19 protein-coding genes and 2 pseudogenes are annotated in these 25,634 nt (G+C 70.6%); 8 read left to right on the top strand and 13 right to left on the bottom strand.

Annotation, left to right across the window (positions count from 1 at the left end; translation table 11 throughout):
* Nucleotides 1-103: 103 nt before the first annotated feature.
* Nucleotides 104-853: a hypothetical protein gene (locus IPH07_39675; GenBank protein ID MBK6923574.1), complete on the top strand. Its 750-nt coding sequence runs from the start codon at nucleotides 104-106 to the stop codon at nucleotides 851-853.
* Nucleotides 854-897: 44 nt separating this feature from the next.
* Here the strand turns inward: IPH07_39675 and IPH07_39670 are convergent, their stop codons facing one another.
* Complete coding sequence (locus tag IPH07_39670; protein MBK6923573.1) at nucleotides 898-2,616, bottom strand: HTTM domain-containing protein; 1,719 nt, start codon at nucleotides 2,614-2,616, stop codon at nucleotides 898-900.
* A 233-nt stretch (nucleotides 2,617-2,849) separates the two neighbouring features.
* Between IPH07_39670 and IPH07_39665 the strand changes: the two are divergent.
* From IPH07_39665 to IPH07_39655, 3 genes and pseudogenes are all read left to right on the top strand, one after another.
* A pseudogene (locus tag IPH07_39665) lies at nucleotides 2,850-3,287 on the top strand (DUF1801 domain-containing protein).
* A gap of 523 nt (nucleotides 3,288-3,810) precedes the next feature.
* Entirely contained in the window at nucleotides 3,811-5,625 is a 1,815-nt protein-coding gene (locus tag IPH07_39660) for a beta-lactamase family protein (protein MBK6923572.1), read from the top strand.
* Between the two features lie 233 nt (nucleotides 5,626-5,858).
* A pseudogene (locus IPH07_39655) lies at nucleotides 5,859-6,005 on the top strand (Uma2 family endonuclease).
* A gap of 12 nt (nucleotides 6,006-6,017) precedes the next feature.
* On the opposite strand, the gene IPH07_39650 reads toward IPH07_39655, so the two are convergent.
* The 3 genes from IPH07_39650 to rsmH are packed head-to-tail and all read right to left on the bottom strand — an operon-like array spanning nucleotide 6,018 to nucleotide 9,684.
* Entirely contained in the window at nucleotides 6,018-8,288 is a 2,271-nt protein-coding gene (locus IPH07_39650; GenBank protein MBK6923571.1) for a DUF4139 domain-containing protein, read from the bottom strand.
* Nucleotides 8,289-8,290: 2 nt separating this feature from the next.
* Nucleotides 8,291-8,692 (bottom strand): septum formation initiator family protein, encoded by a 402-nt coding sequence (locus tag IPH07_39645; protein MBK6923570.1) that lies wholly within the window; start codon nucleotides 8,690-8,692, stop codon nucleotides 8,291-8,293.
* Nucleotides 8,689-9,684 (bottom strand): 16S rRNA (cytosine(1402)-N(4))-methyltransferase RsmH, encoded by a 996-nt coding sequence (gene rsmH / locus IPH07_39640; GenBank protein ID MBK6923569.1) that lies wholly within the window; start codon nucleotides 9,682-9,684, stop codon nucleotides 8,689-8,691. Before rsmH ends, IPH07_39645 begins: the two co-directional genes overlap by 4 nt.
* An 829-nt stretch (nucleotides 9,685-10,513) precedes the next feature.
* Here rsmH and ribA point away from each other — a divergent pair.
* From ribA to lysA, 3 genes are all read left to right on the top strand, one after another.
* Nucleotides 10,514-11,338 (top strand): GTP cyclohydrolase II, encoded by an 825-nt coding sequence (gene ribA, locus IPH07_39635; protein ID MBK6923568.1) that lies wholly within the window; start codon nucleotides 10,514-10,516, stop codon nucleotides 11,336-11,338.
* A gap of 45 nt (nucleotides 11,339-11,383) precedes the next feature.
* Nucleotides 11,384-12,292: a hypothetical protein gene (locus tag IPH07_39630; protein ID MBK6923567.1), complete on the top strand. Its 909-nt coding sequence runs from the start codon at nucleotides 11,384-11,386 to the stop codon at nucleotides 12,290-12,292.
* A 765-nt stretch (nucleotides 12,293-13,057) separates the two neighbouring features.
* Nucleotides 13,058-14,416, top strand: a complete 1,359-nt coding sequence (gene lysA / locus IPH07_39625; GenBank protein ID MBK6923566.1) for a diaminopimelate decarboxylase — start codon at nucleotides 13,058-13,060, stop codon at nucleotides 14,414-14,416.
* 10 nt (nucleotides 14,417-14,426) lie between these two features.
* Here lysA and IPH07_39620 read toward each other — a convergent pair whose 3' ends face one another.
* Both IPH07_39620 and IPH07_39615 read right to left on the bottom strand, forming a co-directional pair.
* Nucleotides 14,427-15,095 (bottom strand): hypothetical protein, encoded by a 669-nt coding sequence (locus tag IPH07_39620; GenBank protein ID MBK6923565.1) that lies wholly within the window; start codon nucleotides 15,093-15,095, stop codon nucleotides 14,427-14,429.
* An 89-nt stretch (nucleotides 15,096-15,184) separates the two neighbouring features.
* Nucleotides 15,185-16,315 (bottom strand): hypothetical protein, encoded by a 1,131-nt coding sequence (locus IPH07_39615; protein MBK6923564.1) that lies wholly within the window; start codon nucleotides 16,313-16,315, stop codon nucleotides 15,185-15,187.
* A 281-nt stretch (nucleotides 16,316-16,596) separates the two neighbouring features.
* Here IPH07_39615 and IPH07_39610 point away from each other — a divergent pair, with 281 nt between their 5' ends.
* Nucleotides 16,597-18,711 (top strand): hypothetical protein, encoded by a 2,115-nt coding sequence (locus IPH07_39610; protein ID MBK6923563.1) that lies wholly within the window; start codon nucleotides 16,597-16,599, stop codon nucleotides 18,709-18,711.
* A gap of 376 nt (nucleotides 18,712-19,087) precedes the next feature.
* On the opposite strand, the gene IPH07_39605 is transcribed toward IPH07_39610, so the two are convergent.
* From IPH07_39605 to IPH07_39575, 7 genes are all read right to left on the bottom strand, one after another.
* Nucleotides 19,088-19,504, bottom strand: coding sequence for a hypothetical protein (locus tag IPH07_39605; protein MBK6923562.1), 417 nt, complete (start codon nucleotides 19,502-19,504; stop codon nucleotides 19,088-19,090).
* 99 nt (nucleotides 19,505-19,603) lie between these two features.
* Nucleotides 19,604-20,809 carry a VCBS repeat-containing protein gene (locus IPH07_39600; protein MBK6923561.1) on the bottom strand — a complete coding sequence of 402 codons (1,206 nt, stop codon included), beginning with the start codon at nucleotides 20,807-20,809 and terminating at the stop codon, nucleotides 19,604-19,606.
* Between the two features lie 85 nt (nucleotides 20,810-20,894).
* A complete protein-coding gene (locus tag IPH07_39595; GenBank protein ID MBK6923560.1) occupies nucleotides 20,895-21,572 on the bottom strand; it encodes an HAD-IA family hydrolase in 678 nt (225 codons plus the stop codon).
* Nucleotides 21,569-21,772 carry a hypothetical protein gene (locus IPH07_39590; GenBank protein ID MBK6923559.1) on the bottom strand — a complete coding sequence of 68 codons (204 nt, stop codon included), beginning with the start codon at nucleotides 21,770-21,772 and terminating at the stop codon, nucleotides 21,569-21,571. The genes IPH07_39595 and IPH07_39590 overlap by 4 nt, the downstream gene beginning before the upstream one ends.
* Nucleotides 21,773-21,843: 71 nt before the next feature.
* Nucleotides 21,844-23,517 (bottom strand): M56 family metallopeptidase, encoded by a 1,674-nt coding sequence (locus IPH07_39585; GenBank protein MBK6923558.1) that lies wholly within the window; start codon nucleotides 23,515-23,517, stop codon nucleotides 21,844-21,846.
* Between the two features lie 32 nt (nucleotides 23,518-23,549).
* Nucleotides 23,550-23,945, bottom strand: coding sequence for a BlaI/MecI/CopY family transcriptional regulator (locus IPH07_39580; GenBank protein MBK6923557.1), 396 nt, complete (start codon nucleotides 23,943-23,945; stop codon nucleotides 23,550-23,552).
* A gap of 101 nt (nucleotides 23,946-24,046) precedes the next feature.
* Nucleotides 24,047-25,633, bottom strand: a complete 1,587-nt coding sequence (locus tag IPH07_39575) for a hypothetical protein (protein ID MBK6923556.1) — start codon at nucleotides 25,631-25,633, stop codon at nucleotides 24,047-24,049.
* Between the last annotated feature and the right edge of the window lies 1 nt (nucleotide 25,634).

Below are 25,634 nucleotides of genomic sequence, written 5' to 3'. Positions count from 1 at the left end.
GTTCACGCAACGCCCCTGTCGCTTGACTGCGCCACAGATCCGGGCAAGGTTCTGGTCGATGGTTTGGATGAGTCGTTGGGTTGGTCGTAGGGTTTCGAGCTGGATGACGTGCGCCGCACTGTTCGGCACCAGCATGTCCGCGGCGTGTGGCGAGACGGGTGGCTCGGAGGGCAACGCAGATTCGGGCGACAGCTCCGGCGGCACCGGCACGGCGACCGCGTCCGGCACGGCGTCGGCGTCGACGTCCGCATCGAGCTCGGCCTCGACCTCGGCCGCCACATCGGCGAGCAGCACCACGGTCGCGACCACCGGCGAGACCGAGTCGAGCACGATCTCGGACACCAGCGCGACCGACTCGACCACCGGCGAGCTGCCCTGCGGCCTCTCCGAGAAGCCCGGCCAAGACGGCCCGTGGTTCGACCTCGGCAACCTCGGCGAGCCACTCGGCGACACGCTGACGATGGAGTGCGGGGGCCAGGGCGCGTTGATGTTCTTCCTGCAGACCGACCAGGGCGGTCTCGTGCCCGTCGACGATTTCGTGATGTACGACGTCACCCTCGACGTCCCCGGCTTCGACGACCTCTCGCCGACCGGCCACTTCTACGAGGCGCAGGGCTACCCGGTGTACGTCGGCTGCGGTGGCATCGGCGAGCCCGACGGCGGCTTCAACACGGTCGGCATCGCGATGCTCTTGCCCGATGCCCTCACCGACGTGCACATGGTGGACGGCGTCGAAGCGACCCTGCACGTCAGCTTGCTGCCACCCGACGACGAGCCGGTCGTGTTCGACGCCACCGTGACCATCGCAGTCCCGCAGTACCTCTCGCTCGACACCTGCGGCTTCGGGGTCTGATCCGCAGCGACCCCGTCGGGATCGCGTCGGTGCCGGCCGCTGGATCACGGGCACGCGTGGTCGAGCAGAAGCCGCTGCGTCGCGCGCTCGCGAAAGACCGCGTCGACGTCGTAACCACCCAGCGACCGGTTCTCCGCGGGGGTCGGAATTCGGTACTCGACGGCACGCAGCTCGATCCGGGCCGTGCCGGGGTGGGTGCGACAGAGCCAGCGCGCATGACCACTGCGAAAGCGCTGACTGCGGGGCTTGGCGAGTACCTCGGCGATCTTCCATCGACGATCATAGCCCAGTGACGCGGGCGGTCGCAGCTCGGCCAGGTGGAGATCGGTAGCGAGCTCCACGGCTCGCTCGGACGCATCGAAGGCGACGGCCTTCAAGAACACGTTGGTTTCGGGCGGCGTGGCCCACATGCCCCATCCCTGCGCAGTTCGGGTCGCGTCCATCCACATGCGCGCAGCAGCGAACTTCGCTGCCTTGGGGTGCACGGTGGCTGCGATCGCCACCAGATGCCATGCAATCAAGACGCCGCCCAACGCCCGTACCCGCGGTGAGTATGCCAGGGTCGCGTGGTGCGGCGGACCGCATCGGGTGAACACGAGCAGCGTCGCCAACATCACCGGGTGAAACCAGCCGATGTTCATGAGCAGCCACATTGCCGAAAACAGCAGCGCCGCCGCACCGACCCAGACGCGCGGGTCATGGACCCGACGCCACGCCGACGGCCGAGCGCGCGTCCACACCCAAGCGCTGCCACCGACGGTGACCAACAGCGCCGCCGCCGCCAGCACTGGCGAGTCCACCGGCACGAGCCGCGGCTCACCGGTGACGAGCGCGACCCCTGCGGCACACGCGAGGGCGACCCACCAGGCCACCACAACGGCGGTTCGCTGCGTTCCCTGCAGCCGAGTGAACCGCGCCTCGGACCACGAGCCGATCACCCCGACGAGCGCGAGCGAGAACAGCGTCTCGATGCTACGTGCCGTGAACGTCACGGCCGCCATCGCCTCGGGAGGAATGCGCGCGAGCAACCCGGTGATGCGAAACCGGGTGTAGTGCTCGTAGCTGAGCGCATAGTAGACGGCATCGCCGCGCAGCCAGGCACCGTCGTGTTTCAGCAACCCCGTGGTCGTCATGATGATGCAGAGCTGGACCAGCATGAGTCGCCGTGGCCACGCTGGCACGAGTGCCGGCGGACCCTGGACTCCGCGACGCCGCCGCAGCCACGCGTCCACGGCGAATGCCTCGCCGCAGCGCGAGCACACCAGATACACCAGGAAGACCCGGAACACGACCTCGGTGCCCTCCCAGAACACGCGGTTGCGCCACAGGATCATCTCGAACGCGACGAGTGTGATCAGCCCCGCGACACGGGTGCAGAGCCCGACCATGAACAGCACCGTCGCCAGCTCGAACACCACCAGAACGACGGTGAATGCGTACGCATCGTCCCAGTAGTGCAGCACCGAGAAGTTCCCACGTAGCAGCGCGCCCAAGGCCGCGACCGCGCCCTCATCCGCCGCGCCGAAGGCCGCTCTGGCTTGCGCCGCGGTGAACATCCCGCTGGGCTCGAACAGCAGCTCGAACCACTCGTGCAGGCCGTTCACATTGCAGAGCAGCAACAGCGCGAAGACCACCCGAAATCGCGCGATCTGGCGCGGATCTTCGCACTCGAACCACCACTGCTGCCAGCGCTCGCGCAACAGCACGACGACGACGATCAGCGCGATGACTCCGGCAACTCCCAGGAGCGCTGCGATGGTCACTCCGCCTGCACCTCGCCGCCCGAACAGCGCGCAAGGAGCAACCATCCCCCGCAGCGCGTCACACGACGAGCGTACCACGGTCGCCCATGACGCCCCACGGCGCCACGAGGGCGGCACCGTGACGTGCGGTGCGTGCGGTTCGAACGACGGGACGATCGCGACGCACGGCAAAGCGTCACGTTGCACCTCGCGAGCGGCCCGGCGCCGCTTCGCCGCTGCTATCCTCCCCGACGATGGTCTCGAGCCCCGCGACTTCCGTCGACGCGTACATCGCCTCGCTGCCCGCCGATCGTCGCGACGCGATCGCGACGATTCGCAAGGCGATCCTGCGCAACCTTCCCCGTGGCTACGAGGAGCGGTTGATGGCCGGGATGATCGCGTACGTCGTGCCGCTGTCGCGGCTGCCGAAGACCTACAACGGGCAGCCGCTGATGCTCGCGGCCCTCGCGTCGCAGAAGCAGCACATGTCGCTGTACCTGCTGAGCGTGTACGGCCACGAGGGACTGCGCGCTTGGTTCGAGCAGGCCTGGCGCGCCGCCGGCAAGAAGCTCGACATGGGCAAGTCGTGCGTGCGCTTCAAGCGGCTCGAAGACATCCCGCTCGCGGTGGTCGGCGAGACCATCGCGCGCGTCGACGTCGACCGCTACGTCGAGCAGTACCACGCCGCCCGGGCTGGCACGGCCGAGGGGCGACGCGCGGCCGCGAAGACGGCGACCACGTCCGCGAAGGCGGCGACCACGTCTGCGAAGACGGCGACCACGTCCGCGAAGACGGCGACCACGTCCGCGAAGACGGCGACCACGTCTGCGAAGAAGGCCGTGACAAAACCCGCGGCGAAATCGACGGCGTCGACGAAACCCGCGGCGAAGTCGGGCGCTCGCACGGCGCGTTCGGGCCGTACGTCGGCTCCGAGCCCGCGATCTCGCGGCCGCTAGTCGGCGGGCATGACCGGCGGGGTGCCGATGTTAGCGTCCGCCCATGCGGAGCTCACCCGTCATCGTCGCCCTCGCCCTCGCTGCGTGCTCGCCCAAGTCGGGCACCCCCACCACCGTCGCGCCGGATGCCGCCGGTGCGACCACGAAGACCTCGGCGCCCAAGCGCGACGCGGGCACGCCGCAGTCGCGCACGCTCACCGCCGACACCCCCAGCACCACCACGGCGGGCAACGGCTTCATCGCCCCGGCGCAGTGGCGGATGACGGTCGACGGCGCGGTCACGCGGCTCGAGTCGCCCGAGGGGGACTCGTGGGTGGCGCTCGTCGACCTCCAGGCCAAGAGCGCCGACGAGGCGCTCGCGAAGGCGTGGGCCACGGTCGCGCCCGACATGAAGTGGAAGCAGCTCGTGCGCAACGAGGCGCCCGACAAGGACGGCTGGCAGCACATCACCGGCTATGGCTACGAGGTGCCGCCGAACCTCAAGCGCGCGATCGGTGCACAGGCGATGTTCGCCAACGGCACCTGGACGGTGGTGCTGATCGACGTCGCCGAGGCGACCGCCGAGAAGCGCGGCAGCCAGCTGGGCCTGATGTTCGGCCGCCTGCTGCCCAAGGGTGGCCAGCTCGAGTCGTTCGCCGGCAAGCAGGCCCACCCGCTCGACGCCGCCCGCATCGCGCAGCTCACCAAGTTCGTCGAGGAGGCGCAGGCGTTGCTCGGGGTCGAAGGCGTGGGCCTGGGCCTCATCGATCAGGGCAAGGTCGTGTTCGCCGGTGGCTTCGGCGTGCGCACCCGCGGCAAGCCGGCCAAGGTCGACGCCGACACCCGCTTCATCGTCGCCTCGAACACCAAGGCCCTGACGACGCTGATGCTGGCCAAGCTGGTCGACCAGGGCAAGCTGGGCTGGGACACCAAGGCCACCACCTTGCTGCCGAGCTTCAAGCTCGGCGATGCCGACACCACCGCCAAGGTCGAGGTCAAGCATCTCATCTGTGCGTGCACCGGCATGCCGCGACAGGACCTCGAGTGGCTGCTCGAGTTCAAAGACCTCACCCCGGAGGGCGCGATGACGGCGCTCGGCCAGATGCAGCCCACCAGCAAGTTCGGCGAGCTGTTCCAGTACTCGAACGTGATGGCGGCCGCTGCCGGCTTCATCGGCGGACACGTCGCGTACCCCAAGCTCGAGCTCGGCAAGGCCTACGACAAGGCCATGCGCACCATGGTGTTCGACCCGCTGGGCATGAAGTCCACGACCTTCGACTACAAGAAGGCAATGACCGGCAACTACGCGATGCCGCACGGCTTCGACATCGACCTGAAGCCGGCGGCCGCGGTGCACGAGCTCAACGACTCGGTCATCCCCGTGCGCCCCGCCGGCGGGGCTTGGAGCACCGTGAACGACATGCTCGCGTACGTGCAGATGGAGCTGGCCGAGGGCAAGCTCCCGAACGGCAAGTCATACATCTCGAAGGAGGCACTGCTGGCCCGACGCGCACCGCAGGTCGCCGTCGACAAGGACACCAGTTACGGCATGGGCCTGATGGTGGACACGCGCGATGGCATCCCGATCGTCAGCCACGGCGGCGACCTCATCGGCATGCACAGCGACATGATCTGGCTGCCCGAGGCCGGGGTCGGGGCGGTCATCCTCACCAACAGCGATCGCGGCGTCGCCATCCGCAGCCTCTTCAAGCGCAAGCTACTCGAGGTGCTCTACGACGGTCGACCCGAGGCCGACGAGGCGCTGGTGCAGGGCGACAAGAACTTCCGCGCCGCGTTCGCGGCCCAGCGTGAGCTCATGACCGTGCCCGCCGATGCCACCGCCGCGGCGGCCCTGGCCCCACGCTACGCCAACCCCGTGCTCGGCACGATCACCGTGCGCAAGAAGGACGCGGCCGTGATCTTCGACTTCGGCGAGTGGAAGTCCGAGGTCGCCAGCCGCAAGAACCCCGACGGTTCCGTGTCGTTCGCGACCATCGCCCCCGGCGTGGTCGGGTTCGAATTCGTGGTCGGTGCCGACGGCAAGAGCCTGGTGCTCCGCGACGCGCAGCACGAGTACGTGTTCGCGGCCGGCTGAGCGCCGACGCGGTTCGGCGACGACGAGGACGAGCTCCGGGCGCGGCGCCGCGCCCGGGCGGTCTGGCGCAGCGACGAGCGGGCCGCTACGCTGTTCGCTGTGGCGCTCGCCCGCACGCTCGGTGCTCGCAAGACGATCGACGACCTGCTCGCGATCCCGCTCGCCGAGCGATTCCACGAGATCATCGACGGTGAACTCTCGCGCGAGGCCAAAGCCGAGCGCGCGTCACGGCGCTGCACCGTCATACCGCGGCTGGTTACCTGGTCGTGCTCGCCGCGGAGCGCAGCGAGCGGGTGCGGGCTGAGCCCTTCGAGGCGATCGAGCTCCAGGTCGGGGTGCTGTTCGGCGACGACGAGGACGAGCCCGTCGATCCAACGTGACCCGGGTGGCGGTCACTTCGCGGCGGCGTTCGCCTTGGCCTTCGGCGCCTCGAACTCGAGGCTCTGCAGCAGGTCCTCGAGCGCGATCTTCTTCTCGAGGCGCTGGCTGTTCAGCTCGACGACCTTGCGACCGATGCGGTCGCCGTCCTTGGTGAACTCGTCGAGCCGCCCGTTGAGCTTGCTGCGCAGCGCGCCGGCGGCGGGATCCTTCTTGATCGCCTCGAGGTTCTCGCGGGTCTCGTTGGCACGCTGATCGAGCTCGACCTGCTGGCGCTTGAGGCCCTCGATCTCGGTGTCGATGCGACCGATCTCCTGACGCAGCTTCACCACCGGCTCGAGCTTCTTGCGCAGCTCGGTGGTGAGCGTGGCCTGGGCCACGAGCCCCTCGAGCAGGCCCAGCGCGCGGCCATCCCAGATCGACAGCGTGGTGACCGACGGGGTCTGCTCGACCAGCGTCACGCTGCCCTCTTCGCCGGCCTTGGTCACCATGACCGGCACGAGGTAGCCATCCGGGAGTTCTTCGGTGCCCTTGGGGCGATCCTGCAGCTCGTAGTTCCAGCCCGACTTCGAGTGCCGCACGAGCACGGTGAAGCTGCCCATCGACTTCGGCGCCTTGACGCTCCACGTGGTGGTCGTGCGCGCGAAGGTCTCGACCTCGAGCACGCCGCGGACGATCCGCAGTAGCTGCATCTGATCGCCCGAGTAGGTCGCGATCGAGCTGACCATGATCGCGGGCTCGACCGCGAACGGCAGCGTCGCACTGACACCGCTACCGACCGACTCCGACAGCCCTTCACCGACGAAGCTGTCGCCCGAGTAGATCGCGATTGGGCCCGGCTCGAGCACGAACGGCGTGCTGTTGCGGAAGCGGACCACACGATAGGGATTGGCCTCGTAGCCGATGCCGGCGCCGCCGGGCTTGTACAAGAAGGTCTGCTCGCCCTCGACCGACTCGTTGAGCACCGCCACCATGGTCGAGTTGCCGTTGGGCACCGTCACGCGCTCGCGCAGGTCGAAGCTCGTGAGCCCGGCGGCCTGCTTGGCGCGTGCGCTGGCCTGGGTCGAGCGGCGCAGCGCGTCGTAGTCGATCGAAGACGCCGGCGTCGCGGCCGGCTGCGGCTCGGCGAGCCGGGCGGGACCCGCCGACGCGCGGCCGCCCGCAGGCTTGGCCGCGGGCTTCTCGTCGCGACGGGACTCCTCGCGTCTCGCGGACTTCTCGGGCGCGCCATCCCAGTCCTCGGGCGCGGGCATGTCGAGCTCGGCTGCGGTCTCGACCATCGGTTCCGCATCCGACTCGTCGTAGGTGGTCTCGCCGACTGCGACCACGGCGCGGCGAGAGACGCCGGCCTCGGTGAGATCGGCGCGGCCGACCGTGCGCGGCGTGTGGAGGTCGTAGCGAAACGCGATCGGCTCGCCCGAGGTCAACGACAACGCGACGTCGTTCCAGTCCTCTCCACTGGTGTTGTCGACCACCGCCCAACCCTGCAGCAGCGCCTTGCCCTTGCCCTGCTCGGGTAGCACGACCCGGTAGGTCGGCTTCCACATCGGCGCCGCGACCACGTAGCTCACGGCGAGGTCGTGAGCGTGCTTGCCCGCGAGTCGCACGATCACCTCGACCTGCTGGAACATGCCCTCGCCGGCGCTGGCATCGAGGCGACGGTTGAGCTGCAGCGCGAGGTCACCGTCTTCGAGCTTCACGCCGTAGATCTTCGACAGCCGCACCGTCTGGAGCTCGTCGCCGTCGAGCAACGTGACGCGCCAGTCGTTCTGCACGCCGTTGTCGGGCGACGGTACGATCGCCCGCGCGGCGCGATTGCTCGGGTCGGGCTCGTTGACGATGGCTTCGACCATCACGATGCGACCACGGATGCGTCCCTCGAGCGTGCGCAGCACGACCGCGGTCCCCCGCAGGCCGTCGAGCACGGTGGCGAGGCTGCCCCGCCCCGGAGCCAGGGTTGCCAGCGCGGCGTTCGCCCAGCTCTCCGGGTCCAGTGGCATCGAGACGCTGACGGCCTTGCCGGTGCTGCGGTCGATCACCGTGAGGCTCTTGAGCAGATCGTCGACCTGATCGCGCCGCACCTTGATCGCGAGATGGTCGTCGTCGACCTCGCCGTGCCGCTCGAAGTAGCCGATGCCGTTGCGGTACAGCACCACGCGACGCAGCGCGAGGTCGGTCTGCGCGGCGGGATAGGCCCCGCGCGAGTGGGCACAGGCGCCGACCAGTGACAGCAACGAGGCCGCCAGCAGCAGCGAGGACGAACGCGAACGAAGACGGTGTGTCATGACTACTCGACCAATCGGATCTGCTGCACCAGCTCGGGTGCGACGGGCACCATGCCCAGCTTGTTGCGCGCAATGTCGGCGACCTGATCGGGATGCCGCAGGTAGGCCCGCTCCGCGAACAGCCGCCGCTTCTCCTCCTGAAGCCGCGCCTGCTGGTCCGTCAGCTCGGTGATCTCGGCACCCAGCGCGAGCACGCGGGCCGAGGCCCGCACGCGCACGATGCCGGCGGCGCACAGCGCCACCACCAGCAGCGCCATCAGCAGCGAGGTCCCGGCGGGCGCCCAGCGCCTTCGCAGTGCCTGCACGACCGGCGCCACGTGGGCATCCCCGACGCGGCCCCAACCGTGCGCGTAGGTGGGCGGCGGCGCTTGGCGACGGCGACGACGGGGTTCGGTGGGGTTCATGGGCGACGCTCCAACACGCGCAGACGAGCGCTGCGCGAACGGGGATTGCGGGTGAGCTCGTCGGGCTGTGCGGTCGCTCCGCCCTTCCACTCCGACGGGATCACGTAGTCGGCGACCGGCAGCTCGCCGGCACGCATCGGCACGTGCGCGGGCACGTGCGGTGGGCTCGCGAGCGCCGCGAAGCGCTGCTTCACGCGACGGTCCTCGAGCGAGTGAAACGAGATGATCGCCACGCGACCGCCGCGGGCGACCAGCGCCGGCGCCTGCTCGAGCAGACGATCGAGCACGCCGAGCTCGTCGTTGACGTGGATGCGCAGCGCCTGGAACGTGCGGGTCGCGGGATGGATGCGCAGCCCGAGCTTGCGCCTCGCCGGTGCACTCATGGCCTGCGCGACGACCTCGGCGAGTCCGAAGGTCGTGGTCGGCCGCGCGCGCACGATCGCCGCCGCGATGCGCGACGCCTCGGGCTCCTCGCCGAGCTGTCGCAGGATCCGCGTCAGCGTGCCGACGTCGACGTGCGCGAGCAGCTCGCCGGCACTCTCGCCGCTGCCGGTGTCCATGCGCATGTCGAGCGGCGCGTCGGTGCGCCACGAGAAGCCCCGCTCGCCGCGGTCGAGCTGCAGCGACGAGACCCCGAGATCGGCGAGCACGCCGACCACGTCGGCAGGGCCCAGCTCACGCTCGGCGAGGAGCGGCGCCAACAGCTCGGCCATGCGCGAGAAGTTGGCGCCGATCAACACCACCTCGCAGGGCGCCTGGGCCAGGTTGCGTCGCGCCTGGGCCAGCGCGTCGGGGTCCTGATCGAAGCCGATCACCAGCCGCGGCTGGGCCACCGACGCCTGCGCTGCGGCCTCGAGCAGCGCGAGCATGTGCCCGCCGAGCCCCACGGTCGCATCGATCACGACCGCGCTCGTCGAACCCGCGAGCGCCGGGATCAGCGCGCGGCAAACCTCACGCACGAGCACGGGCACGTGTTCGGATCGCTCGGCCACCGTCGACGACCCCTGCCAAAACCCGTGAATGCGGTCAAATTCCGGACGATTGCGCCCTCGCGACACACCATGCGGGGAGGCCTCGGGGCGCGTCAGGGCACGTCAGGCACCACTGGCGGTCGATCTGTCCGATCCGTGCGCGTAACCGTTGACCACGCGGCGGAGAATTCATTAGCGTGCGCCCCTCGGAGTCGCCCCAAGCCGATGATGCAGCCCGCGCGCGCAAAGACCTACCGGCAACTGCAGGAGGCATCAGAACTGCTCTGGGAGAAGCTCGGAATGCTCTCCCCGACCCAGCGGGTCGAGTTCGACCAACGCTTCCTGATGTCGTGGATCTACCACGACTTCGCGTTGGAGGGCACGGTGCTGAACGTCGCGGAGATCAAGGCCGCGATCGACGACGAGATCATCAGCGCGCCGTCGCTGATCCCCGCGTACAACCACATCATCGCCGTGCGCGACGGCATCCGTCACGTGCTCGACACCCGTGGCAAGCGGCTGAGCCTCAACCTCGAGTGGCTCAAGAAGCTGCACCACCTGCTTCTGCCGGTCGACAAGAAGGATCAGATTCAGTACCGCAAGGACAATCCGATCCACCGGATGTACTTCCACGACCTCGCGCCGGCCGACAAGATCAGCTACCGCATGCGCAAGCTGACGGACTGGTTCCGCACCGACGAGTGCAAGCGCGCGCACCCCATCGAGCTGGCGGTCGAGGTCCATCGCGAGGTCATCCGCATCTTCCCGTGGCCGGACATCAGCGGTCGCGTCGCCCGCCTGGCGATGAACAACATCCTCGTGAACGAGGGCTACTGGCCCGGCACGATCCATGCGATCGACCGCCAGCGCTACTACGACGTCCTGCGCCTCGACCAGGACCAGCTCCTCGAGCTGGTGCTCGAGAGCATCGAGCTCGGCATGTCGTCCTCCAACAAGCTCTACCAGGGCATCGTCGACGCATCCCGCGAGTTCTGAGCCGCCGCATCGTCCCCAGGTGCCCATGGGTCCGCGCGTGAAGCTGTCGATCGTCCCCTCCGAGCTCGCGGCAACCCGCTTGGCGGTGCACGAGCATGCGCGGGCCAAGCTGCCCACCACCAGCGGCGCATTCGACATCGTCTCGTTCGTCGACGCGGCCGGCACGCTGCTCGACGACATCGCGCTCGTGCGCGGCGACCTGCAGGGCGATGCACCGGTGCCGGTGCGCGTCCACTCCGAGTGCGTCACCGGCGACGTGCTGGGCTCGCTGCGCTGCGACTGCGGCGAGCAGCTGCGTCAGGCGCTCGCGCAGATCGACGCGGCCGGCCGCGGCGTACTGCTCTACCTGCGCCAAGAGGGCCGCGGCATCGGCATCGCCAACAAGGTCGCCGCCTACGCGCTGCAGGACGCCGGGCTCGACACCGTCGACGCCAACCTCCACCTCGGCTTCGACGACGACCTTCGCAGCTACGCGACGGCCGGCGCCATGCTGCGCACGCTGGGGCTGGGCTGCATCGAGCTCATCACCAACAACCCGCGCAAGCTCGACGGCCTGCGCGCCGCCGGCCTCGAGGTGGTGCGACGGGTGCCGATCGTGATGCCCCCGCGGGCCGAGAACCGCGAGTACCTGCGCACCAAGCAGGCCCGCTCGGGTCACCTGCTGGGCGGCGACGACTGACGCGGGCCGGCGCCGGTGCTCGCGCGCCGGTGCTATGCTGGCGCGATGCTCCGCCGCGCGCGTCGGCTCGTGTTCGCCTGCAGCATCGACCTCGCGCTCGTGGGGGCGGCGGCGTGCGGCACCACCGGCGACGCGCCAGGCACCGAGGGTGGCGCCACCACCGGCGCCGCGAGCACGGGTAGCGGCACCAGCGACGCGAGCACCACGACCGGCCTTGCCGACAGCAGCAGTGGCGCCAACGACGAGAGCTCCTCGGGCGGCGACGACAGCAGCGTCGACGCCGAGTGCTCGATCTGGGACCAGGACTGCCCGATGGGGGAGAAGTGCGCGCCGTGGTCCCTCGAGCCCGACCTCGTGCCCGACGAGATCCGCTGCTGTCCCGAGGACGCCAACGCGGCGCAGCCGGGCGACGAGTGCGTCATCGACGGCTACTTCGGCAGCTGCATCGACGACTGCGTGAAGGGATCGATGTGCCTCGACTTCGACGGCGACGGCATGGGCACCTGCCAGAAGTACTGCACCGGCTCGGCCAACGACCCCGCATGCCAGCTCGGCCAGGGTTGCTTCATCTACTTCTCCGGCGTGCCGTTCTGCTTCGACACCTGCGATCCGCTGGTGCAGGACTGCCCCGAGGGCAACGGCTGCTATCCCGACGCCGAAGCCGACGGCGGCACCGGCTTCCTGTGTCTGCCGTCGATCGGGCCCTCGGCGGTGGGAGGTCCGTGCTGGTTGCTGAGCGGCTGTCAGCCCGGACTCATCTGCGTCACGCCCGACTTCGTGCCGAGCTGCAACCAGAACTTCGGCTGCTGCACGCCGCTGTGCGACATCACCGAGACGCCCGACCCCTGCCCCGCGGTCGACACGGCGCTCGAGTGCGTGTCGTGGTACATCGGCGGCCAGATGCCGCCCGATGTGTCCTACGCCAACGTCGGCGCATGCGTCATCCCGCCGTGAGGTGGGCTTTCGTCGCGTGCCGGCGGCGACGTCGATGGCCCGCTCAGACGAAGGCGGCGGGACCACTTTCGTAGTCCCGCCGCGGTGGGCACCTCGGGTCGAATCCGGTTCCGTTGGCGACGAGCGCCGTTGGGCGCTCGATTGGTGTGGAGTCACGACGCTGGGTGGAGCATCGCGGGCGACCGCGTGACGTTTGGTTCGCTCGCGATGGGAGCCGACGGGTCACCATCGGCTCGAGCGGGGGGCCTGGTCGCGCCCCCTGCGGTTTCGAGTGCGGCCGAGCAGGCCGCTTGCGGAGTGCTTCGCACGCCGCTGGGATCCCTTGGCAGCGCCACTTCGGATCCGGATTCGGACCCGGTGCGGATCCCGTTGGACGGGGACGAAGGGAGGGCAGTGCTCGTGATCATGCCCTCGCACGTCGTGTGGGCGGCTCGTGGTCTTGCGCACGCCGACGACGGTCCCCGGACAGCGCTAGGAGGCCCCCCCTTGCAGGTCCAGCAGTTGCGACGTCAGCGTCGCTGCGACGAGTTGCCAGTTGTGCCGAGTGTGGTTGTGCTTCATGCGACGACCTCCCATGCCGGGGACCGAAGGTGCCACTTCACATCGTAGCATCGGCCTCGGCATCTGCCCACGACGGACGGGATCGCGCGGCACCCTCTGGCCGTTGACGCTCGCGCGGCCCGCTTGCTATTCGAGGCCGCTGACCCGGTCGTCGCGGCGAGTGCAGGGCTCGCGCCGGCCGACGTCCGCCGATTTTTCCACGCCATGGCAGACCAACACGAACGGCCCGCAATCACCGACGACCTCCCCTGGGTGCGCGCGAACGCGGAGCGGTTCGGGCTGCGCGTGCGCGACGGCGCAGCGTGCGTCCGCGGGGTCGCGCTGGCCGCGATCGCCGAGGCCGCGGGGACGCCGACCTACGTCTACGACGCCGTCGGGGTTCGGGAGCGGGTCTCGCGACTGCGCGCGGCGCTCGGACCCGGCAAGGGCGGCGTACCCGACCCGCTCATCTGTTTCGCATTGAAGGCGAACTCGTCACAGGCCCTGCTGCGGGTGCTCGCGAGCGAGGGCGTGGGTGCCGACATCGTCTCCGGGGGCGAGCTCGCGCGCGCGCTGGCGGCCGGCTTCGCGCCACAACGCATCGTGTTCTCCGGCGTGGGCAAGACCGACGCGGAGCTCGACGCCGCGATCGCGGCCGGCATCCGCTCGATCAACGTCGAGTCCGCCGAGGAGCTGCAGCGGGTGATGGCGCGGGCCCAGGCCGCGCAGGCGAGCGTGCCGGTGAGCCTGCGCGTCAACCCGGACGTCGATCCCAACACCCACCCGTACCTCGCAACCGGCCTGCGGCAGTCGAAGTTCGGCATCGCGATGCCGCAGGCGACCGAGCTCGCGGTGCAGGCCCATCGCCACCCGAACCTACGGCTGGTCGGCATCGCGTGCCACATCGGCTCGCAGATCGCCGACATCGCGCCCTACCGCGAGAGCATCGTGCACCTGCGACGGCTGGTCGGCACGCTGCGGGATCGTGGCGTGACCCTGGCCCACCTCGACCTCGGTGGCGGCCTCGGGGTCGCGTACCGCGACGGCGAGCCGGAGCTCGACGTCGAGGCCTGGGGCGCCGCGATGCGGGTCGAGACCGACGAGCTCGGCGTGCAGCTGGCGATCGAGCCCGGACGCTGGTTGGTGGCGGACGCCGGGCTGCTGCTCACGCGGGTGATCGGCCGCAAGCGCGGCGATGCGGCCGCGTTCGTGATCGTCGACGCTGCGATGAACGATCTGCTGCGTCCCGCGCTGTACGAGGCCCATCACGCAATCGTGCCGGTGCGCGAGCCCGCACCGGGCAGCAACACCACGGTGGTCGACGTGGTCGGCCCGGTGTGCGAATCGGGCGACTTCTTGGGCCTGGCGCGCGTGCTGCCGCCGGTCGAAGCCGGCGACCTCATGATGGTGCTCGATGCCGGCGCCTACGGCATGACGATGGCGAGCACGTACAACTCGCGACCGCTCGCTGCCGAGGTGTTGGTCGACGGCGAGCGCTTCGCGATCACGCGGGCGCGCCGCGACATCGCGGCGCTCATCGCCGAGGAATCGGTGCCCGCGTGGCTCGCACCATCCGACAGCTGAGACCGGAGCGTCAGAGCACGCACCAGGTGCCGACCTCGAGGCCGTTGACCACCTGCGTGGTGCACTCGCCCGAGGGGCAGTCGTCGCCGTTGGCGTCTGCGGTGCAGGGCTGCGAGCAGATGCCGTCGCCGAACACCACGTAGCACGTCAGCGAGCCGCAGCTACTGCCGGTGCCGCTGCAGCTCTCGTAGTCGGCCTCGGGATCGGTGCACTCGCACGCATCGCCGATGTCGGCGTCCGGTGAGCCGGTCGCAGAGCCCCCGCTGGCGCTGGCGCTGGCCGAGCCGCCGCTCGCACTGCCACCGCCCAGGCCGCACGCCGAACCGGTGCCGAGGAACACCCCCGTGAGCGTCGCGCAGTCCTCCATCTCGAGGCAGTCGAGCTGGTCCTCGGTCAGCGAGCCGCCGCAGACCGACTGACACTGCGAGGCCGCGACGTCTGCAGGCGCGCCGCAATCGCTGGCCTTGGCAGCACAACGCTCCGGGCAGTTCTGCGCGGCCGGGCCGGTGCCACCCGAAGCGCTCGCGCTGGCACTGGCCGACGCCGACGCCGACGCCTCGGTACCGGCGCCCGAGTCCGAGTCCGAGTCGCCGTCGTCGCCACAGGCGAGTGCAGGCACGAAGATGGCGGCGCCGAGCAGGAGGGACGACGCGCGAAGGGCAGGCCAGGAACGGAGCATGGACCCCACGACGCCACGTGCAGGTGCACCGTCGCAAGAAAAATCCACCGACGCTCGTCGGCGTCGCGCCGGCCGCAGCCGCCGCGGCACTAGCTAAGCGGTCGAACCCACGCCCGCGGCGCGAGCGCGAACCCCACCAACGCCGCCGGGCCGACGGCCATCAGCGCGAGCGCAAGCCCGAGGCCCCAGCGATCCGCGGCGAGCCCCAACAACCACGGCGTCACCAACTCGAACAGGACGAACGGCTGCGAGGCCGCACCGATCAACGCGCCGCGACCGGGCACCTGCGCGTGGGCCTGGGCCTGCGCGATGGGAAAGAGCGGCGCCGTGGTGACGCCGACGACGACGAGCGCGCCGACGACCGCGGCGGTGCTCGGGAGCGCCCACCACAGCGCCGCCGCAATCGTGCACGCCAGCGCCGCGACACCCAAGACGCCGCGCGCCGATACCCGCAGCAGCACACGCTCGGTGATGGCGAGCGCCAGCGCCGAACCTGCCGCCCACGCCGCGACCGCAATCGCGATGGTGCTCGGACTGGCGTTGCGGTCGAGTCGCAGGTGCAGCGCGGCGAAGGCCACCAGCACCTCGTCGAGCAGCGTGCACGCGGTCGCGGCTGCGAGCCATGCCATGAGACGACGGTGTCGCAGCGCGTCGCGCAGCCCGAAGGCGAGCGCGTCGCCGACCTCGTCGCCCGCCGCGGACGCGCTCGCCCGCGGGCCCAACGACACCGCCAGCGCATGCATGCCGACCAGCGCCGCGACCGCGAGTAACGCGGCCTGCCAGCCGAGACCGACCGCGGCCGTGGCCGCGAGCAGCAGCGGCGCGGCCACATCGCCCAGCGCGGACGCGAGCGTCCATCGCATCATCGAGCGCTCACCCTGCTCGGGGTCGGCCGCGACGACGAGCCCCTGCGCGAGGCTGGTCGACACGCCGCTGGCCGTGCCGGCGAGGCCCAGCATCAACGTCACCAAGCCGGCCGCCGGCGCGAGTGCTGCGATCGCCGTGCACGCGGCGATCACCAGCTGCGAGCCCGCGATCCATCGCCGCGGATCGCCGCGCTCGGCCCACATCAACAACCGCACCTCGAGCACCGCCGCGAGCAACGCGGGCGCGACCAGCAGCATCACCGCGGTGCCGCCATGGGCGAGCGCATGGGTGCGCTCGAGCGCCGGCGCCTCGATGACGGGCACGCCGGTCCACAGCTCGTCGAAGAACGGCACCGCCAACAACAGCAGTGCGGCGCGGTCGACGGTCGATCAGATGCGCTCGGTCAGGTCGCGGGGCATGTCAGCCAACAAGGTCGCGCGGGTCGGACCCAGCGGTCAAGCCGCGAGACGCTCGCGCAGCCGGGCTGACGCGCCGTCGAGGAGCCGCGACGGGGGTGGGTCCCTCGGGTGCGCTCGCGCGGGGCTCGCGACGCGGCCGCCTACGCCAGAAACTTGCCCGCACGCGGCGATTTTGGCAGGCGAGCGAGGTGGACCCCAGCGCAGCCGGCCCCAGCGTGGCGCCCCCCGCGAGCGACGGCGCCGCGCGTCCGCTGGCGTCGGAGCCCCTGCCCGACGGCAACGGCAACGCCCGCACGCGCAACCTGTTGCGACGCGGTGGCGAGCTCATGCGCCCCATGGCCACCGACCTGCGTGCGGTCCGCAACCGCGCGACCGTGGTCGGATCGGTGCTCGCGCTCGCGCTGCTCGGCATGATGTGGCGCGCCTGGTCAATCGGCGTCGTGCAGCACGATCGCTTCGCCGAGCTCGGCCACCGCCAGCAGCTCCGCACCTACCGCGTCGAGGCCACGCGCGGGGATGTCGTGGATCGCGGCTACATCGCGCTGGCGATCACCGACCGCGTCTACAAGATCGTGGTCAACCCCCGGCTCATCACCGCCCGCGGCACCGTCGACGACGTCGTCGCCGCAGTGCTCGAGCTGTTCCCCGAGGAGGACGCGGCGTACCTGCGCGAGGAACTCGGCCGCGACAAGGCCTACCGTCAGCTGCGGATGTCGCTCGACGACGCGCAGGCCAACCAGCTGCGCGCCCACGGACTCGAGGGCGTGAGCCTGGAACAGGCACCGCATCGCGTCTACCCCCGACGCACGCTCGCATCCCACGTCATCGGTCGCGTCGGTGCCCAGGGCAAGGGCAACCTCGGCATCGAGTACGGCATGGAGGAGTATCTTCGCGGGCGCGATGCGATGAGCCGCGCCTACTTCGCGCGTGGCAAGAAGCTGTTGGTCGAGGGCTTCCCCGATCCGGACGTCTCGCGCGGCAACACCGTGGTGCTCACGATCGACTCGGCGATGCAGAGCATGGCCGAGCAGGCCGTCGATCAGCTGGTCGCGACCTGGACCCCGGCGAGCGCGAGCATCGTCGTGCTCGACCCCCGCAACGGCGAGGTCCTCGCGATGGTGAGCCGGCCGAGCTTCGACCCCAACCACCCCGTGGACACCCTGGCCCAGACGGTGAACCACGCCGTGCAGAGCGACTTCGAGCCCGGCTCGACCATGAAGGCGATCACCGTCGCCGCCGCGCTCGAGACCGGCGCCATCCGCAAGGAAGAGAGCTTCTTCTGCGAGAAGGGCAAGTGGAAGTACACCGAAGACCACTCCATCTCCGACACCAAGTCGTCGGAGTGGTTGAGCGTGAGCGAGATCCTCGCGGTCTCGTCGAACATCTGCACCACCAAGATCTACGAGCGACTCGACAAGCAACACCTGCACGAGTGGGTCACACGGTTCCACTTCGGCGAGCGTCCGGCGATCGAGCTCTCGGGGGCGACCGCGGGCGTGCTCGCGCCATGGCAGAAGTGGTCCGACATCCAGGGCGCGAACGTGTCGTTCGGCCAAGGTATGACCGCGAGCCCGCTGCAGGTCGCAGCCGCCTTCGCCGTGCTCGCGAACGAAGGCAGCTACAACCCACCGACCATCGTCCGCAAGGTGCTGACGCCCGAGGGCGAAGAGGTCCCGATCACGCGCCCGCCCAAGGAGCGCGTCGTGCGGGCCGCGACCGCGCGCACGGTGCTCGAGATGCTCGAGAATGTCGTGCACAGCAACAAGGGCACCGGCAAGAACGCGGTGGTGCCGGGTTATCGCGTGGCCGGCAAGACCTCGACGGCGCAGAAGGCCAGCAAGCAGGGCGGTTATGCCGAGGACGACTACTTCGCGTCGTTCGTGGGCGCGATCCCAGCCCGTGATCCCCGCGTGGTCATCCTGGTGTCGGTCGACCTGCCGCAAGGCGGGCACTACGGCAACGAGGTCGCGGCGCCGACCTTCGCCGTGCTCGCGGCGCAGCTCATGGAACACATGGGCGTGCCGCGCGAGGACGGCTCGAAGCCCGCGCCCGATCCAATCCGTCTGCTGGCGAGCAACGTCAAGCTCGCGGAGGGCTTCGCGGACGTCGACGACATCGAGCCGCGACTCCCCGGCGAGCGTGTGATCGAGGTCGAAGGCGGCCTGCCCGACTTCACCGGGCTCACGATGGCCGAGGCGATCGATGCCGCGGACGAGGCCGGGGTCGTGCTGCAGCCGGTGGGCACCGGCATCGCCGTGATGCAGGACGTGCCGCCCGGTCCGGTCGAGCCTGGCGCGACCGTGCAGGTGCTCTTCGAGCCGCCGCACTAGCGAACGTCGCGGTCGTGCGCCTTCCAGCGCCATCGTCGGGGTGTGCCCGCGAGCGGCCGGCACACCCCGACGTGGCGACGACAAGCCAAGTCAGGGACGTAAGGTTGCGTTGTTGCGGGCGAGGCAGATCAAGCCAAGTTCAAGCTGCGGTGGCGAGTCGAGGAGCTCCGGGAGCCACCCGGCTCGTCACCACGCACGAGCACTCGTGCAATCGCCTTGCCAGCGCTTTCGTCGAGCAACCGAGCGCGCGCTGCGGGCGACCGCGACGCCGACGTCGTGAAGGTCATGGGGCGGCGCGACGCGCCTGCCATGGCGCATCGATCGGGCGCGGCCGCGCTTCGCTTGCGGCGCGGCCGCGGTTGGCACCGATACGGCGTCAGCCCTTGCCGACGACCTTGCGCAGCACCACGCGATCACTGGGCACCGGCGTCGACGGATCGGCCTCGAGCGTGACGACGACCTCGAACTTCTCGTAGCCCGCGGTGGCGACGATCTCGCCGGTGCGATCGTCGGCGTCGTAATCGAGCATCCCGAGCTTCGCGGAGCCGTGGCCCGGGACGAAGATCCACACCGCGTAAGCCTTCAGCGCCGGGTCGATGCGGGAGGGCGGCGCGAGGTGGTCGATGTGCATCGTCAGCTCGCGCTGCTCGGTCTTGTTCACGCGCACCGCGAGGTCGGCCTGGGCGGCGTAGTTGGGCGCCTCTGCGTCGACGTGGTAGCGGTTCGCGCATGCGCTCAGCGTCAACGCGGTCAGCAGGAGCGCACTCGACTTGCCGAATCGTGGCGTGTTCATGGACGGCCGCTTCGACGCACCCCCGCGCCCGATCGATCGGCGCTCCACCCGGGGTTTACCGGCGGGAAATGCGTGGCGTTTCGCCGCGCGAGCGCGGCGTCACGGCATGCCCGCGTACAGCACGGTCACGCTCTGGCGCGAGATGCTGCCGCCGATGATGTCGTCGCGATGGTCGCCGTCGACGTCGGCCAGCAGCAGCACGTCGAACTCGTGATCGAGCGCGAGTTCGTGGATGACCGGCGTGCCGTCGTCCCAGTCGGTCAGGAGATCGAGCCGCGGGTCCTCGTCGTTGCCGTGCCGCGCCAGCACGACGTCGGCGATGCCGTCGCCCGACACGTCACCGACCTCGATGACGTTCGCCGCCGCCGCGCCCCAGCCGTCGATGTCGGCGATCGAGGACGGGCCCGTCCACGCGAAGCGATGCAGGCGGCCGTAGAACTCGAGCACCAGCAGGTCGTCGTGACCGTCGGCGTCGACGTCGCCCACACCTTGGTGGTGCCCCTCGCCCGAGAACCACTGCACGCCGTAGTGGCCCTGACTCGCCGGCCACACACGCACCTCGGCCTGGAACGTGCCCGCGCCGTGCATGTCGATCACGGCGAGCGCGTCGACGCGGCCGTCGGCATCGACGTCGCCGAGGTCGATGCCGTTCGACGCGTACGAGAAATCGGAGCTCTGACCGTACGCGGTGAGCTGCACCACCTCACCGAACGCGCCGCCGGCCAGCCGCACGGTCGCGATGCCGCCCGGATCGGCCAGCTCGGCGACCGCGTACAGACTCTCGCCGTCGTCGCCCGCGGGCATCACGACCAACGACACCGGCGCCTGAGGCAGCGCCGCAGACTCGACCACGCTGGTGAGCGTCGAGGCGCCGCTGCGGAGCTCGAGCACCACACCGTTGGCGCTCACGAGATCGTGGTGGCCGTCGCGATCCACGTCGACCAATGCGGCACCGAGCCCCGCGTCGACCGCCGCCGGGAGGATCGTGAAGCGCTCCCGCGACTGCAGCACCACCACCCGAGCGCTCCCCACCGGTGCGTCACCCCGGACCACGAGATCCGGCGCGCCGTTGCCGTCGATCTCGCCGACCGCGAGATCGCGGGGCGCAAGCCCGACCGCGAGATCGATGCGGCGCTCGAAGCAGGCCGCGAGCGCGAGGCAATCCTGCTGGGACGGCGCATCATCACCGGAGCTGCTGGCGACGCCGGAGCTGCTACCGCCGACCACGATCGCACCGTGATCGATCGGCGTCCACGGCCCGCAGGCCGCCGTCGTCCACACCATCACGCCGAGCCATGCGCGCACGGCGGGGATGGTATCAGGCGATGTGCGGCGCGCTCCTCGTCGCTGGGCGCACCCCGTGCGCGGGCAGGCGGGCGCTCGGCACGTACTATGCGCCGCGCAGCAGCGAGGCGAGGCCGTCGAAGCCGCCGGCGTCGCGCACGATGTGCAGCGCCATCGCGCCGGCCCCCGTCGCCCCGATGATGTCGTCCTCGTCGTCATCGCCGACGTGGACCAACTCGGCCACGGGTGCGCGGAGCCGCGACGCTGCGCGCTCGAACGCCTGCGGGTCGGGCTTCTCGCAGCCGAGCTCGGCGGAGCTCATCACAGCATCGAAGGCCTCGGCGATGCCGAGCGCCGCGAGCGTGCCGTGCAGCCGCAGGTCCCAGTTCGACAGCACGCCAACGCGCAGCCCCACCTGACGCAGCGACTGCACGCACGCGAGTGCGCCGTCGGCCACACGCCACGCCTTCGCGCCCGCGAAGTGATCGAGCAGCGCGTCGGTCAACCCGGGCACGTCGACGCCAGTGGTGTCGGCGATGACGGCGGCCCAGTAGGCCCGCCACGCCGGGTCGACGGCCCGCAGCCCACGATGGCGCGCCATCGCGGGTCGGAGCGCGGCAGCGATCGCAGCGCTCGAGGCCGATGCGCCGAAGCCCTTCGCCAGCTCGGCGTAGGTCGCCGCGATCGACTCGCGTGGATGCACGAGCGTGCCTGCGGCGTCGATGGTGACGGCCTGCAGGCGTCCCCGCGCCCGCGCGGAGGCGACGCGCTCGCGCGGGTTCACGGGCGACGGCGCGGCAGCACGTGGCACTCGACCGTGAAGCCGCTGGTCGGACGGCGCGGCCCCAACGTGCGCGGCGTGGGCGGCATGGTCGTGCGCGGACCCGCGGGGCAGGTCTCGACGACGAGGCTGGCCTGCGACCGCGACGATTCACGCGGGGGCGTGAGCTCGGAAGAGGTGGCGGCGTCGCGGGGCTTTGCCATCGGCGTCGGGTTTGTATCAAACCCGGCTCGCCCCGCAAAGCCCAGCGTCGTGTTCGACGACGGCGGTCCCTTCACAGCGAGACGAGCGGCGCAGATGCGGGCGCCGGCTCCGCCTCGACGTGGCCCGTTGGCCTCGTGGACCATGGCACCCACGCATCGTCCTGCGACGCGGGACGGTGGCGCCGCTGGTGCCACGAGGATTCCTCCTGGGCACGCTCGAAGGCGTCCTGCGCCGCCTCGACGGCGCGCTCCTGCGCACGCGCAGCCTCCTCGAGCGCGTCTTCGTACGCGTCGGCACTCGCCTCGAGGTCGAACTCGAACGCGCCGTCGTCGAAGAGATCATCGCCGTCGAAGAGACCGTGCAGCTCGATGGCACCGCGTCCACCCCACGGCGAGAACGGGCCGTCGAACCACCAGCCACCGTGGATGATGATGCTGACGCCGTGCTCGCGGGGCGGTGGCGGCGGTGCGGCCGGCAGCGGCGGCGGTGGCGGTGGCGGCAACGCGCGCGGGGCCGCCACGTCGAGCTCGACGGTCTCGTCGCGACCGACGATGCGCACGCGGGCGCGGTCGTGGCCATCGGCGCCATCGAGGTCCTCGACCACGATGGTCGCGCTCGGCTCGGCGACGCGCGGGGCGATCGCGAGCGGCTCGGCCTGTGCACGGGCGCCCGGCACCAGCCACGCGGTCGCGCCCAGCAGGCCCAGCCCGACCCCGGCCCGCCACGCGGGCCGACCGTGCTGGCGCCCGGCCTGACGCCGTTGATCATCGAGCAGTCGACGGATGCGCTTCACGATCGGCGAACGAACACTCGCCATCGCCGGTGCGGCGATCGTCGCCGGCTGTCGCTCGACCCACGCGGCGACCTCGGCGAGGCACTTCGCGAGGTGCACCCCGGTGCCGCTGTGGCGCGCGGCCCAGTCGTCGCACTGGAACTCGGCGACCTCTTCGAGCTTGCGCCGCGCGAGGTGATTGAGCGGTTGGAAGAAGAGCAACGCCTCGACGATCGCGCTGGCGTGCAGCCACCATGCATCGCGGCGAACGACGTGGGCGAGCTCGTGCGCCAGCATGCCCTGCTGCTGCAGCGGTGTGAGGCCCTCGATCGCGCGCTCGGGGATGCAGACCTCGCGACGGGCCAACGCGACCGGCGACGGCAGCGTGGCGCTCGCCGAGAGCCGCACGCGCTTGGGCAGCTCGGCCTTGTTGCACAGCGCCAGCCAGCTCTCGAGCAGGGGATCTTCGATCACGTCGCGACGGTTCGCGAGCTGCTTGCGCAGGCGATGGGCGGCGACGCCGAGCCGCACGAGGCCGAACACCGCGCCGGCGCCGATGAGCGACAGCAGCACCCACGGCCACGCGCTGGGTGGCCTCGCCGGGCTGGCCATCGCCGCGACCGGTCGCGGTGCGCTCGCACGCGTGGCGACGATCGTCAGCTCGCCGGCGCGATGTTGCAGCTGCGCCGGCCGTGCGTCGGACGTGGGCGCGGCGGCGAGCGTCGCGACCGCGGGCTGCTCGGTGGTCTGTAGCGCCTGTGGCAGGCCCAGGTGCCCCCACGGCGGCGCGAGCTCACCGGCCTGTTGCACACTCGCGGTGAGGATGCCGCCGACCAGCGCGAGCTTCCACAGCGACTCCTGCATCGACAGCGAGATCCGCGGCACCGCGCGGGTCACCAGCCAGATCGTACAGATGAGCGCGGTGCTGTGCAGCGCATAGGTCAGCGCCCACGACAGGATCGTCGTAACCATGGGAACACCTCGGATGGGTCGAGAGTTGGTGGCTAACTTGGGTCTTCCGACTCGGATTCCCGCCGATCGGCGAGCAGTCGGTCGATCGCAGCGAGTTCCTCGGCATCGATCGATCGACTGCCGAGCAGATGACTGACGAGTGCCGTCGGATTGCCGCCGAAGAAGAACTCGGTGAGCTTCGCGAGCATCGTGCGGCGCACCTCGTGCTCGGGGACGCTTGCGCGGTACACATAGCTGCGACCGCGCATCGTGTGGGTCACGAGGCCGCGCTTCTCGAGGCGCTGCAGCAGCGTCGCAACCGTGGTCGGTGCGAGCGCGCGGTCCTGCTCGCGCAGGGCCTCGTGGACGTCGGCGGCGGTGGCTTCGTCGCGGTCCCACAACACCCGCAGCAGCGCGAGCTGCAGGTCACTCAGCTGGGCATCGGACATGGTCTCGGCGTCCCGTACTACGCTTGTAGTACTACGGTCGTAGTACTACAACTGTCGACGAAGCGCGTCAAGACAGAATTCTCCGTCCGGGCACGTGCTGCTCATCGCGACGGTGAGGTGATCGCCTCGGCGAGCGGCACGCGTTTGGGTTCGCGCGCGCCACCCGGCTCCCAGATCGCCACGATCGACGTGAGGGTCGCATCGGCATCGTCGGCGCTCGGCAACGACCACGCGACGGCGGCGACGATGCCGGCCACCACCAGCGACGCACCACCGACCGCCGCGCGACGCCCGGCGGGCACGCTCGCCGTCAGCACGAAACCCAGCGCCCCCAAGGCCGCGAGCCCGCCGACCACGTCGGCGAACGGCACGATGCCGTGGGGATGCATGCCGCGCCACAGCAGCGGGATCAACAGGTCGCGCAGGGGATTGCCGTCGGGCACCAGGTGCGGAAAGAGGTTCGCCGCCAGGGCGTTGCACACGGTCGCGAACACGGCAGCGCCCAGCAGCAACGCGAGCGCCCCCTCGCGCCCTCGTAGTCGTCGCAGCACCACGACGAACGCCGGCGCGAGCATCGGTAGCGCCGCCACGAGGTAGCGCGGACCCACGCGCCAACCGCCGGCCTGCTCGAGCCCCAACGTGAGCACGAGGAACGCGACGAAGATCCACGTCATCGTCCGCATGGGCACGCCCGCCTGGTCCGGCGTGCGCCAGGCCAGCGGCACGAACACCACCAGCGGCGCCCAATACAGCAGGCCCCCCCACGGTGACACCAGGTCCTCGACGAGCTGTCCCGCGTGCGGCCACGTGAAGCCGAGCAGACCATGGCCGTGGATGGTCGCGAAGCCCTCGTCGACCACTCGGTGGTAGCCGGTCGACCACGGCGAGCCGAACGCCAGCTGATGATAGGCAGCCAGCGCCAGCATCGGCACGACCGCGCCCGCGACCGCGGCCCACGCCGTGGCCCGACGATGGTCGCGCAGCGCGGGCCACAGCATCGCGGTCAACGGGATCGCGGCAACGATCGCGCCGTACTCCACGACCACCGCGAACGCGGCCACGAACCCGCCGAGCACCGCGTGTCGTCGTGCGCGGGCGGCTCGATCGTCGTGCAGCGCGTCGTGGATGGAGAGCACCCCGATCCAGAGCGAGAGCGCCGCGAGGCTGTGGCCGAACAGCACGTGCGCGTAGCTCAGCATCGGCGTGCTCACGATCACCAGCGTGGCGGCGGCGCGCGCCCGATCGTCATCACCGAGGCGCCGCGCGATCGACCACGCGAGCAACATCGTCGGCAGCCACGCGCCCAGCAGTCGCGACGACCACGTGAGCGCGAACAGCGTCGGGGTCGGGCCGCCCGCCGCGGCGACCAGCCGCAGCGCGCCGTAGGCGATCACCGCCGGCAACGTCGCGCCAGGGGGCTTGTTCGGCAGCAATCGGCCGTCGAGACCACGCGCGACGTCGATGCCGGGATCGATGCCCCGTGCGACGACCGCATCGAGCGCGATGCTGCCGTGATCGACGATCGCGATCGCCTGCAGCAAGCGCGGCCGCTCGTTGGCGTTCATCAGCCGCGACAGCAGCGGGCAGGCAGCGCCGGTCGCGAGCGCCAGCAACAGCAGCCAGAGCCAGCGCCGACGCGAAGCCATGCGCCGCCAGCATAGCCCTTGGTGTGCCTGCTCCGTCACCATT

This window comes from Deltaproteobacteria bacterium, assembly GCA_016709225.1.
GTDB lineage: Bacteria > Myxococcota_A > Polyangia > Nannocystales > Nannocystaceae > Xiheibacterium > Xiheibacterium phototrophicum.
This window is presented reverse-complemented; position numbering and strand designations above follow the sequence as displayed.

What these genes read in the sequence shown, in the direction of transcription:
- IPH07_39650 (MBK6923571.1), bottom strand. Translation starts at nt 8,288, where the DNA reads ATGACACACCGTCTTCGTTCGCGTTCGTCCTCGCTGCTGCTGGCGGCC.
- IPH07_39605 (MBK6923562.1), bottom strand. Translation starts at nt 19,504, where the DNA reads ATGAACACGCCACGATTCGGCAAGTCGAGTGCGCTCCTGCTGACCGCG.
- IPH07_39575 (MBK6923556.1), bottom strand. Translation starts at nt 25,633, where the DNA reads ATGGTGACGGAGCAGGCACACCAAGGGCTATGCTGGCGGCGCATGGCT.
- IPH07_39645 (MBK6923570.1), bottom strand. Translation starts at nt 8,692, where the DNA reads ATGAACCCCACCGAACCCCGTCGTCGCCGTCGCCAAGCGCCGCCGCCC.
- IPH07_39675 (MBK6923574.1), top strand. Translation starts at nt 104, where the DNA reads ATGACGTGCGCCGCACTGTTCGGCACCAGCATGTCCGCGGCGTGTGGC.
- IPH07_39580 (MBK6923557.1), bottom strand. Translation starts at nt 23,945, where the DNA reads ATGTCCGATGCCCAGCTGAGTGACCTGCAGCTCGCGCTGCTGCGGGTG.
- lysA (MBK6923566.1), top strand. Translation starts at nt 13,058, where the DNA reads ATGGCAGACCAACACGAACGGCCCGCAATCACCGACGACCTCCCCTGG.
- IPH07_39660 (MBK6923572.1), top strand. Translation starts at nt 3,811, where the DNA reads ATGACGGTCGACGGCGCGGTCACGCGGCTCGAGTCGCCCGAGGGGGAC.
- IPH07_39630 (MBK6923567.1), top strand. Translation starts at nt 11,384, where the DNA reads ATGCTCCGCCGCGCGCGTCGGCTCGTGTTCGCCTGCAGCATCGACCTC.
- ribA (MBK6923568.1), top strand. Translation starts at nt 10,514, where the DNA reads ATGCGATCGACCGCCAGCGCTACTACGACGTCCTGCGCCTCGACCAGG.
- IPH07_39585 (MBK6923558.1), bottom strand. Translation starts at nt 23,517, where the DNA reads ATGGTTACGACGATCCTGTCGTGGGCGCTGACCTATGCGCTGCACAGC.
- IPH07_39590 (MBK6923559.1), bottom strand. Translation starts at nt 21,772, where the DNA reads ATGGCAAAGCCCCGCGACGCCGCCACCTCTTCCGAGCTCACGCCCCCG.
- IPH07_39620 (MBK6923565.1), bottom strand. Translation starts at nt 15,095, where the DNA reads ATGCTCCGTTCCTGGCCTGCCCTTCGCGCGTCGTCCCTCCTGCTCGGC.